Raw genomic sequence first — 9,800 nt, forward strand, 5'->3', positions numbered from 1 at the left:
CTGTCCCCCACTTCCCCTTATCTTCAAGCAAAAGCGCCATCAATTCGCGGTAAACTGGCTCTGTTGAGTCTCTCAGGTCAAACTGTAAGTCTTTGCTAGCTACAGCTAAATCACCGCGAATGGTTTGCAGAGTAGCGATCGCTTGTCTGTATGATGAAATTGCTTCCTTAAGAAAGCCGCTTTTTTTGTTAATCCTTCCTGCTAAGACTTGAGCACGATAAAGACTATCTGCGGCATTGACTTGTTGAGCGGCAAATGCAGAACTTTGTGCAAGTTGCATTGCTTTAACAAAATCACCCGATGAGAAGTAAATTTCTCCTAAAGCTGTCAGAGCAAAAGATTCAGCCCGTTGATCGCCAATATTTCTCGCATATGCGATCGCTTTCGAGAGATTTTCAATTTTCGCTGTATCTTCGAGATTTTGCGCTAAATTAATCAAGGCATAAATTTTAGCACGAGAATCTGGTTCTTTATCTAAAATCAGCATTGCCTGCTGTCGATATTTCTTACTAATCTCGTGTTGTGAAGATTCACCCATATCCAACAAACGAGCCAAATTCAATAATGCTTTGACTTGCAGCATTTCCCCTACTGCTTGACTTGACTGCAAACAATTCTCATAATACTTAGTTGCTGCAAGTTTATTTTCCTTTGCCAAATTTAACAAACGTGTTTCTTCTTTCTCATCTCCCTCCCGTTTGGCAGAATTGCTTTGCTTCATATAGCGTTGATAGCGACTTTTGAAAACATTACCTAAGTTATTCGCAGCAATGGTGATTAGTTTGGGGTCGTTTAATTTTGTCGCTAATTCTAAACTAGCTTTTTGGGATGCGATCGCTTCTTCAAAGTCTCCCAATGCTAAGTATGCATTACCCAATGCTCCACGAGCTGCGGCTTCTGTGCTTGCGTCTTGATTTTTCTGTGTCAGTTCTATTGCCGTTTTCAGTATCGGTAGGGCAATGCGAGACTGTCCGAGGGCATTATAAGCTTGTCCCTGTTCCGTCAATACCTGTGCTAGCAAACGATTGGATTGTTTATCGTTTTGGGAGCGATAAATTTTTGCCGCTTTTTCCCAACTTGCGATCGCTTCTCCCATACTACCAATTTGGCGATAGGCAGAACCCAAATTTGTATGCAGAGTTGCTCTGGTTTTATTATCTGATGTCTGGGTTAAAGCATCAGTCCACAGTTTGATTGCTTCTCGATATTGCCCAGATGAATATTGAGCGATCGCACTCGATTGCCGATCTATTTTGCCAGATACTGAAGGTGGCATTGCCTGTACAATTTGCCAAGGAGTGAATATTTCCAACCCCAAGCACATCAGACAACCAGTCAAAAATAAAATCCCAAAACTTTTGTGCTTAACATATTGTTTTATTTTTATCCACAGTTTATATTGGGATTTTTTCGGAAATTTATTCATTTCAATTTCATCCTTCACCTTTATCCTTTTTAGCTATTGGCAACAATTAAACTTTTTTAAAGTCTCTTCAGTCAAGGTGGAAACCAATGAAATATAATTCCGCTAAAATAATCCATCTCTTAAATATCCGTATTTATCCCAATACGCCGGCGTGTTAAGGATTTTTGGTACTGATTTTTTACCTGTAGAGACTTCGTCCGATCGCGTCTCTACCAAGAATTCTGCGCTTAACACGCCCGCGTATTGGTATTTATCCGGATTTCGATGAGAAACCTGACTTCTTAAATAAGTCGGGTTTCTGTTTTTTCAGGTTTCTAAGAGGATGTTTGAAAAGTTTTGTTATTAACTCAAACCTAACCCCCCTGCCCCCCTTCCCTACAAGGGAATGGGGGTTTCAAAGCCTCTCCCCCCGTGGGGGAGAGGAATGGAAGCGGGGTTTTTGGTATATTTTAGGACAGGGCAAACATCCTCTGAGAAGACTTGCTTGATTGATTTGTTTAATACTTTCCAAACATCCTCTAAAGCTTAGATAAATTTTCTGTTTATTTAGGATGATATTTCGGGCAAATTATCTTCACAAAAGTCTTGCATAAATACTGATTTCAATTGAGTGTAAATGTTGCCAAAATAAAAATATTTCTTTTCACAAAAAAGATTAATTTTATGAGGCAGACTCAAATGCCGAATAAAAGCAAACAAAGTAACTTCCTACCAATGGATTCTTTAAATGAAAACGCTCAAGAAACTCTCAACAGCCCTAGGATTAACCTGTTTGATGCTAGGAACTTTTATCAGCATTGGCACAACATCCAATAGAATGAAAGCTCATGCTTTCATCCCATTAGAAATTAGTTATGGCTCGATTGCTAATGCTCAACAATATGTCCCACCAAATCGTGGGAGTCGTCCCCAACGCACAGAAGGCAGCGGTGCTAGAGGATGTACAAATTCTATCCCAGCCTCCTTAAATTTACTGATTCCCAAAGACCACATCGCGAGAACAATCAATGCTCGTCCAACATTCCTCTGGCAAGTATCAGCAGCAACTTCTGCCCCAATGGTGTTTACTTTGACAGAAGCCCGTAGCAGACAGCCAATGTTTCAAAAGCGACTGAAAGCTGATAAAGCAGGAATTGTGCGCTTAGAACTGCCACAAGAAGCCCCAGAAATGGCAGTGGGTAAAGAATATCGCTGGACGGTGGCATTAGTTTGCAACGAAAAACGTCCTTCAGAAAATATTAATGCTCGTGCTTGGATTGAAAGGGTGGACAATACACCAGAGTTGACCAAAAAATTAGCAGCAGCATCGAGCGATCGCGATCGCGCTCTGATTTATGCGAAATCTGGTATGTGGTATGACGCTATGGCAATCCTCAACAAGCTTCAAACAACTAATCCTACAGAAAGAACACAGGCAATGGATTCATTTATTTCACTGTTGGAACAAGTGGGTTTAAATCAAGTAGCAACCGTTGAACGGCAACGTCGGACAAATTAAATTTTCTCATGTTTAAAGTTAAATTTAGCTATCCTGTGGCTGGTGCTGTCATGTTGACTATGCTTCAGTCCACAGGTTTTTTTGATGCTTTAACTAAATCTGCACCGCGTACAAGTTCCCAAGCTTTCGCTTCACAGTTTCGCGGTTATGCACCACCAGCAAATCGCAAGCGCATTCAACGCACCGATGGGGTTGGTTCAAGGGGATGTCCCAGTGGTTCGTTTGGTTCGCTGAATTTGTTAGCACCATTTGACCATATTGGCTTAACAATGTCAGCACGTCCGACCTTTTCTTGGTACGTATCAGCTGCCGGATCTACACCGATGCAGTTTGCTTTAGTGGAACCGGGAGTGTCTGTGCCAATTTTGGTGAAGCGCTTTCAGGTAAATAAACCCGGAATCATCCAACTAACACTGCCCCATGATACTAAAGAACTGACTACAGGTAAAAATTACCGTTGGACTGTATCTCTAGTATGCAATTCTGTGCGCCCTTCGGAAAATATTTACGTGCGGGGTTGGATTTCACGAGTCCCAAAGAGTGATTTAACAGGTGAACAGATGAGTCAGACACTCCTCGAACGTGGAACATTTTATGCCCAGTCTGGTATTTGGTATGATGCGATCGCTGCTATTTCTAAAGCCTACCTGCTAAACCCTCAAGACCCGTTAAATGCCAAATATCTCCGCGTTTTGTTAGAGCAGGTGGGTTTATCTCAAGTTGCAACTCGACAACTTGGATAAGAAAATCTATCAATAGTATTAGACATAGGAGTAAAAATTAATTATGCGTTGCCCGAACCCTTGTAGAGACGCGAAATTTCGCGTCTCTACATTCTTTTTTACCAGATGTCTATTAGACATCGACCGAATTTAAATGTGCATCAACCAAAACCCTTGTAGAGACGCGAAATTTCGCGTCTCTACAGCTTTTTTACCAGATGTCTATTGGATAACCTTAGATTATTAGCAAGATTTTTGTCAGTTGCTTGGGAACACTAGGAACAAGTGCGTTTTCAACCAAGTGGGAGAAGAAAATTAAATCACTCTAAAGGTAAAGGATAATAATCAATTTCTTTTTTATGTGCCTCTTAACCTTAGACCCTTTTGTTTTCCCCCTACTTATTCCCAGTATCACAAGCTACTAGCAATGAAATCTTTTCATACCATATTCAAAGGCTTTTCGGGCTGGATACCCTCTAAATTTGCTGATCCGTTAGGGGGAAAAATCAAAAAATTCGCATTAGTTTGGCATGGAGCTATAATTGTAGCTCCTAGTGTGGCAGTAAGTGCGATCGCTATCCGAATGCTTGGTTGGTTGCAACCTTTGGAGTTGGCAGCGTTGGATGCAAATTACCGTTTCCGTCCGACTGAGCCGGCTGACGACCGAATTGTGATTGTCGCGGTGGAAGAATCAGACCTGGCTTATTTGAAACAATGGCCCCTTTCTGATGCGATGCTGGCAAAGTTGCTGACTCAGATTCAGCAACATCAGCCGAAAGTTATTGGTTTGGATTTATACAGAAATTTACCGATTCCGCCTGGACATTCCGAATTGACTAAGGTATTTAAAACAACACCGCCAATTATTGGGATTCAAAAGGTTGTAGGCGATCGCTATAGTTCTGAGGTTCCCCCTTCACCTGTACTGGCAAAGTTGGGTCAAGTCGGTGCGAATGATATTGTTGTCGATCAAGATGGTGTGCTGCGTCGGGGAATGCTGTTTCCTATACCTGGGGAACCCCTACCCAGTTTAGGATTGGCGTTAGCGATGACTTATTTAAACGATAAAGAAATTACCCCAACCGCAGACAGCAAGGGCTACATGAAGTTGGGCAAAACTGTTTTCACCCCATTTGAGAAAAATGACGGCGGTTACGTTGGTGCAGATGCGGGTGGGTATCAGATATTGCTCAACTTCCGGGGTCCCGCTCGCAGTTTCACTTCCGTGTCTGTCAAAGACGTGTTAGAAAACCGGATACCAGCAAATTTCTTGCGCGATCGCATTGTTCTGGTTGGTGCCAAAGCCACTAGTTTAAATGACTCTTTTTACACACCTTATAGTCGTAGTTTTCTGAGTACGCCGGTACGGACATCTGGAGTCGAAATCCAAGCAAATATCGCAAGTCAGATTCTCAGTTCTGCGCTCCAAGGTCGTCCCTTTATCCAGGTTTGGAACAATACTTTAGAAAATTTCTGGATTTTCCTTTGGGCTTTATTAATTGCCAGTTTAGGTTGGAAATTAAGAAACACGAAAGCGCTGTTTTTCCTATTCCGGATAACAGGGTTGCTATTAGTAACTGTTGTCAGCGTCAGTATTTTAGGTTACGTCAGTTTTTTATTAGGCTGGTGGATTCCCGTAGTTCCCCCCATCCTCACACTGTTGGGTGCGACTATTGCCACTTCAAGTTATGTGTATGTAAGTAGACTGCGAGAACTCAACACTAAGTTAGAACAAACAGTGCAAGACTTAGAACAAGCGCTGCGTGAGTTGGAACACTCACAAATTAAACTTATACAAAGCGAGAAAATGTCTTCTCTAGGTCAGTTAGTATCAGGAGTTGCCCACGAAATCAACAATCCAGTAAATTTTATCTCTGGTAATATTAAATATTTACAAGATTATTACCAGGATTTAAGCAATCATTTGGAACTTTATCAACAAACCTTTCCCAATGCTGGAGATGAGATTGAAGAAGATGCAGAAGCGATAGATTTAGAATATCTTTTAGAAGACTTGCCAAAAATAGCTGTATCGATGGAGACAGGAATCAAACGGATTGAGGAGATTTGTATCTCGTTGCGGACATTTTCACGGGGTGATACTTCAAATAAAGTAGCTTATAACATTCATGAGGGTATTGATAGTACTTTATTAATATTAAAACACCGCATTAAAGGAAATAGCGATCGCCCAGAAATTAAAATTGTCAAAGAATATGCTTCTCTGCCAATGGTAAATTGCTATCCAGGACAGTTGAATCAAGTGTTTATGAATTTGATTGCGAATGCCATTGATGCGCTTGATGATTCTAAGGGAGAGCGATCGTATCAGGAAATTCAAGCTAATCCCCATCAAATTACGATTATTACCCAAGTTTTAGCAGATAAGAATAATTTAGCTATCCGAATCAAAGATAATGGACTGGGAATGTCATCAGAAGTAAAAGAAAAAATATTCCAGCATTTATTTACGACTAAAGCAGTAGGTAAAGGTACGGGTTTAGGTTTATCTATCAGCCGTCAAATTGTCGAAGAAACCCACGGTGGTAAATTAAATTGTATTTCTACTCCAGGAGAAGGAGCAGAATTTATTATAGAAATTCCCGTTATTGTGGTTGTTGATTGATATCAATAAATTGTCATAGTTAGTAATTTTATCGACAAATATCCACGCTGATAGCAATGAGACGCTTTTACCCGTACTCTCTATCTGGAACACTTCAAACAAAATGCCTTAAATGCATACAATCAGGTTTATGTCAATGCGCTCCAATAATTTTCTTATCTCCTTAGCCAGCGCCAATTATAACGATTCCATTCATAAATTCCTTGAATTTCGTATTCAGTACCGTTGCTGAAGCGGATGATGCAATTGGTGTATGTATCATCGCCATTGGCAATTTGATTTAGTTGAATTACTGTGCAGGGAAACCATTCGCGGCTACAGGGACCATTTTCTTGTACCCATTCCCATAAAGCATTGGAAATTTCAATGCGATCGCCTATCCTGAGTTTTAGTGCATCCTCAAAATAAGAATACTTTTCAAAATGATATGGCTCAACGCGATTTAGCCATTGCAAACCGTAGCGTTTGCGAACAAAATTTACTTTTCCAGAGTCCTTCTGTTGCAGCCAATCGTTAAGTAATTGTACTTTCCAAGTGCGGTTGTGTTGCTCTTGTGTTTTGACGAACTCTAAAAATGCTTCTAATTCCGCTGGTGTAAGTTCGTCTAAGGGATTGGCAACATCTGCAACACCAGCATAAGAGTTTTCCTGAATTTCTGAAATCACTTGCAGTAATATTTGTTTCTGCATATCAGTGAGAGGACAGCTGGCTGCATCACAACTATTAAAGGCTGCGTGCAAGGCTGCTTCAATCTCATCAGAACTCATAAGCTAATCGGCAATTGAGCGAATATGTTTCCTAATTATCACAAATATTAAATACAACTCTCCAACTTCCTTTGGAGTTAAATTCAAGGTAAGCTGAGTTTTAAAGTTATCTATTGTGAATTTCTTTACGGTGTTTTTTATGCGGTTGCGCTCATTCACGCTTGTTTTCATTTGCGGTGTCATCGGGGTTCTTTCGTGGGTGTTTACTCCGCCCGCTGTAGCGCTGACACAGATTAAACTATTTGATATTTCCTATCATGAGTGTCCACCAGAACTGGCAAAAGGAACTGTTACCAGTAGCGGTTCTAGAGTCGCTAACTGCTTTATTGTCACTGGTAAAGCTCAGAATGATACTAACAAAACAGTTTACGATGCAGATATTTTTGGGCGCATCTATGATGCTAACGGCGATTCGGTAATGCAAAATCGTACCCGTCTTGGTTCAATTGTGGAAATACCATCAGGCATCAGTGATTTTGACCTGAGAATTTCTGTACCGGCGAATCAGCCTACCCCATTGAAGCTGAAACAGTTTAAAGCTGCGGGATTTAGCGCTCAAGTCCGACGTTAACAGGTTGAAGTAGTCTGGGCTGGTTAGCCCAGACTGAAAATCTTTGACTTTAAAATGAGGCAGGCTGCAAACCTTGTGCCAAACTAACAAGACCACCACCCACAACCTGAAGCAGTATAATCGCTAACATGGGTGAAAAATCCATGCCGCCTAATGGAGGAATGATTGAGCGAAAAAGATTCAGATAGGGGTCGGTGATCTGACTCAAAGCAGAAAATGGTTGATTGTACCAGTTGACGTTGGGAAACCAAGTCAACAGAACCCTGATCAGTAGCAGGGCGCCATAAATCTGTACGAAAGTAGCCAGAGTAGTAACCAGTAAATTCATGGGTGTGTCCGTTTTCTGCTAGATGTCACGCATCGGTCTTAATATTGATTTTAATTGAGTCAGGGTCATGGTGTGTGCGGATTGTTTTAACAGATACCACTAGTGGTATCTCCACATTAGCTTTTTTAGGAGCGGCGCATTTACCCCTGTCTTCATCTCTAGAGGTTAGCGAAGCTCATCGCTGTGGGAGGCTTGATCGCTAATTGACTCAGTAGAGTTAGTATTCACATTTAAGAGCTGGTTGCGGACTTCATCAATTGTGGCATTGAGTTGGGCAATTTTATCTTCGAGCGATCGCCTTGCCGTTTCTATTTCCATACCTTCATTTTCTGCGGCTTTCATAGTACGCCGTTTCAAAATATTTGTTTTTTTAGCCTCTGCTGTTCCATTTGTCAGTTCCGACTCCTGTTCTATTAATTCGATATCGCGTCGTTGAGTAATCAGCGCACCCACGATGCCACCGACTACACTGCCGACAATTGCTCCTGCAAAAAAACCACTCGCAAAACCATCACGCTGACTCATATCTTTACCGCCTTGATGAAACGCTTTGCATCTCCCAACTAGTTATTGCACCTAACTGTTATAGCTGCATACTAGCTTAAGTCCCAAAGATGCGATCGCCTGCATCTCCTAATCCCGGTACAATATACCCCTGGTCGTTGACGGTTTCGTCAATTGTGGCGGTGTAAATTATTAAACCCGGATAAGCAGCACTCAATTTTTGCAAAGCTGGGGGAGCTGCCACCACACAAACAATCCGTGTCAAAGTCGGATCTACACCCCGACGTGTTAATTCTGCCATCGCTGCCATCATCGATCCTCCCGTTGCTAACATCGGATCGGTAATTAACACTCGTGTTTGGGGGTCAAATTTTTCTGGCAATCTGTTTAGGTAACACGAAGGTTGCAAAGTTTCTTCATTTCGCACTAAACCCAGATGATAAATAGAAGCCAAAGGTAGCAAAGTCTGCGCTCCCTCTAACAATCCTAACCCTGCCCGGAGAATTGGCACAACTGCTAGAGGCATCTCTGGATCAATAAAAGTTGCAGGACAGGAAGCTAAAGGACTCTCAACAGTTGTTTCTTGAGTTGGCAACCACTCGCGAGTAGCTTCATAAGTCAACCAGCGTCCCAACTCAGTCATCGCACTGCGAAATAAAACTGAAGGTGTCGCAGCATCACGAGCGACTGCCAGCCAGTGCTTAATTAAAGGATGGGGCGGAACATAAATACGCAATTGGAGCGTCATAAGTCAATTTTTGGCGACTATCCATTATATAACAACTCAAACCTCATAATAGTTCCATAAAATATCGGCAAATATCACCCAATCTTACATTTATAAGGTTTAACCCTTAATGGCTGAACTACAACAGCCTCTATCGGACTATCACATTCTAAAGTTTCAATACTGCGGAGCGCAATGTTTGTATACAAGAACTAAGTACAAATGTCGGGAAGCGTGCTTATATTTGAATGTATTTGCCTATATTTTGAGTGAAGTTTTACAATACTGTTTCGGGGCGTACCACTGAAAGCTAAAATTACATTCGCAAAATTATTGCAAGTTTTTTTCAATAATAGTTGACATCTATTCTCAATCAAGCTTATATTGGTCTCAAGTGTTCTCCTCTCTTTAAGGATCGGCAGACGGGATTAGCCAGCAATATGACGGCTTGTCCCTCTTTTTTTTGGGGAGTGGGGAGTAGGAGTAAAGAGTAAAGAGTGGGGAGTGGGGAGTGGGGAGTGGGGAGTGGGTAATCGGTAATGGGTATCGGATATAATTCTTCCTTGTCCCCCTTGATCACGCAGTCCCCCTTGTCCCCCTTGATCACGCAGTCCCCCTTGTCCCCCCACTC

10 protein-coding genes are annotated in these 9,800 nt (G+C 41.7%); 4 read left to right on the forward strand and 6 right to left on the reverse strand.

Features of this window, described 5'->3' with window-relative positions; all coding sequences use genetic code 11:
• Positions 1–1,426, reverse strand: a 1,426-nt coding sequence (locus OGM63_RS06205; protein WP_263744629.1) for a tetratricopeptide repeat protein, incomplete at its 3' end; no start/stop codon positions are given.
• Positions 1,427–2,153: 727 nt separating this feature from the next.
• On the opposite strand from OGM63_RS06205, the gene OGM63_RS06210 reads away from it, so the two are divergent.
• The 3 genes from OGM63_RS06210 to OGM63_RS06220 all read left to right on the forward strand — a co-directional run bounded on the left by OGM63_RS06210 (position 2,154) and on the right by OGM63_RS06220 (position 6,272).
• A complete protein-coding gene (locus OGM63_RS06210) occupies positions 2,154–2,924 on the forward strand; it encodes a DUF928 domain-containing protein (RefSeq protein ID WP_263744630.1) in 771 nt (256 codons plus the stop codon).
• 8 nt (positions 2,925–2,932) lie between these two features.
• On the forward strand, positions 2,933–3,667 hold the full coding sequence (locus OGM63_RS06215; protein WP_263744631.1) for a DUF928 domain-containing protein: 735 nt from the start codon (positions 2,933–2,935) through the stop codon (positions 3,665–3,667).
• Positions 3,668–4,073: 406 nt separating this feature from the next.
• On the forward strand, positions 4,074–6,272 hold the full coding sequence (locus OGM63_RS06220; RefSeq protein ID WP_263744632.1) for a CHASE2 domain-containing protein: 2,199 nt from the start codon (positions 4,074–4,076) through the stop codon (positions 6,270–6,272).
• Between the two features lie 155 nt (positions 6,273–6,427).
• Here the strand turns inward: OGM63_RS06220 and OGM63_RS06225 are convergent, their stop codons facing one another.
• Complete coding sequence (locus OGM63_RS06225) at positions 6,428–7,039, reverse strand: hypothetical protein (RefSeq protein ID WP_263744633.1); 612 nt, start codon at positions 7,037–7,039, stop codon at positions 6,428–6,430.
• Positions 7,040–7,178: 139 nt separating this feature from the next.
• Here OGM63_RS06225 and OGM63_RS06230 point away from each other — a divergent pair, with 139 nt between their 5' ends.
• On the forward strand, positions 7,179–7,610 hold the full coding sequence (locus OGM63_RS06230) for a hypothetical protein (protein ID WP_263744634.1): 432 nt from the start codon (positions 7,179–7,181) through the stop codon (positions 7,608–7,610).
• Between the two features lie 49 nt (positions 7,611–7,659).
• Here OGM63_RS06230 and OGM63_RS06235 read toward each other — a convergent pair whose 3' ends face one another.
• The 4 genes from OGM63_RS06235 to OGM63_RS06250 all read right to left on the reverse strand — a co-directional run.
• Entirely contained in the window at positions 7,660–7,938 is a 279-nt protein-coding gene (locus tag OGM63_RS06235) for a YggT family protein (protein ID WP_263744635.1), read from the reverse strand.
• Positions 7,939–8,103: 165 nt separating this feature from the next.
• Positions 8,104–8,463, reverse strand: coding sequence for a ssl2009 family thylakoid membrane protein (locus tag OGM63_RS06240; protein WP_263744636.1), 360 nt, complete (start codon positions 8,461–8,463; stop codon positions 8,104–8,106).
• Between the two features lie 76 nt (positions 8,464–8,539).
• Positions 8,540–9,190 carry a uracil phosphoribosyltransferase gene (gene upp, locus OGM63_RS06245; protein ID WP_263744637.1) on the reverse strand — a complete coding sequence of 217 codons (651 nt, stop codon included), beginning with the start codon at positions 9,188–9,190 and terminating at the stop codon, positions 8,540–8,542.
• A 407-nt stretch (positions 9,191–9,597) separates the two neighbouring features.
• Positions 9,598–9,800: hypothetical protein (locus OGM63_RS06250; RefSeq protein WP_263744638.1), on the reverse strand; the 203-nt coding region annotated here is incomplete at its 5' end.

Origin of the sequence: Plectonema radiosum NIES-515 (assembly GCF_025753815.1) — a bacterium.
Taxonomy (GTDB): domain Bacteria; phylum Cyanobacteriota; class Cyanobacteriia; order Cyanobacteriales; family Nostocaceae; genus Hassallia; species Hassallia radiosum_A.

Excerpts from the sequence above, each read along its gene's own strand:
- OGM63_RS06220 (WP_263744632.1), top strand. The coding sequence starts at position 4,074 with ATGAAATCTTTTCATACCATATTCAAAGGCTTTTCGGGCTGGATACCC.
- OGM63_RS06235 (WP_263744635.1), bottom strand. The coding sequence starts at position 7,938 with ATGAATTTACTGGTTACTACTCTGGCTACTTTCGTACAGATTTATGGC.
- OGM63_RS06210 (WP_263744630.1), top strand. The coding sequence starts at position 2,154 with ATGAAAACGCTCAAGAAACTCTCAACAGCCCTAGGATTAACCTGTTTG.
- OGM63_RS06230 (WP_263744634.1), top strand. The coding sequence starts at position 7,179 with ATGCGGTTGCGCTCATTCACGCTTGTTTTCATTTGCGGTGTCATCGGG.
- OGM63_RS06215 (WP_263744631.1), top strand. The coding sequence starts at position 2,933 with ATGTTTAAAGTTAAATTTAGCTATCCTGTGGCTGGTGCTGTCATGTTG.
- OGM63_RS06225 (WP_263744633.1), bottom strand. The coding sequence starts at position 7,039 with ATGAGTTCTGATGAGATTGAAGCAGCCTTGCACGCAGCCTTTAATAGT.
- OGM63_RS06240 (WP_263744636.1), bottom strand. The coding sequence starts at position 8,463 with ATGAGTCAGCGTGATGGTTTTGCGAGTGGTTTTTTTGCAGGAGCAATT.
- upp (WP_263744637.1), bottom strand. The coding sequence starts at position 9,190 with ATGACGCTCCAATTGCGTATTTATGTTCCGCCCCATCCTTTAATTAAG.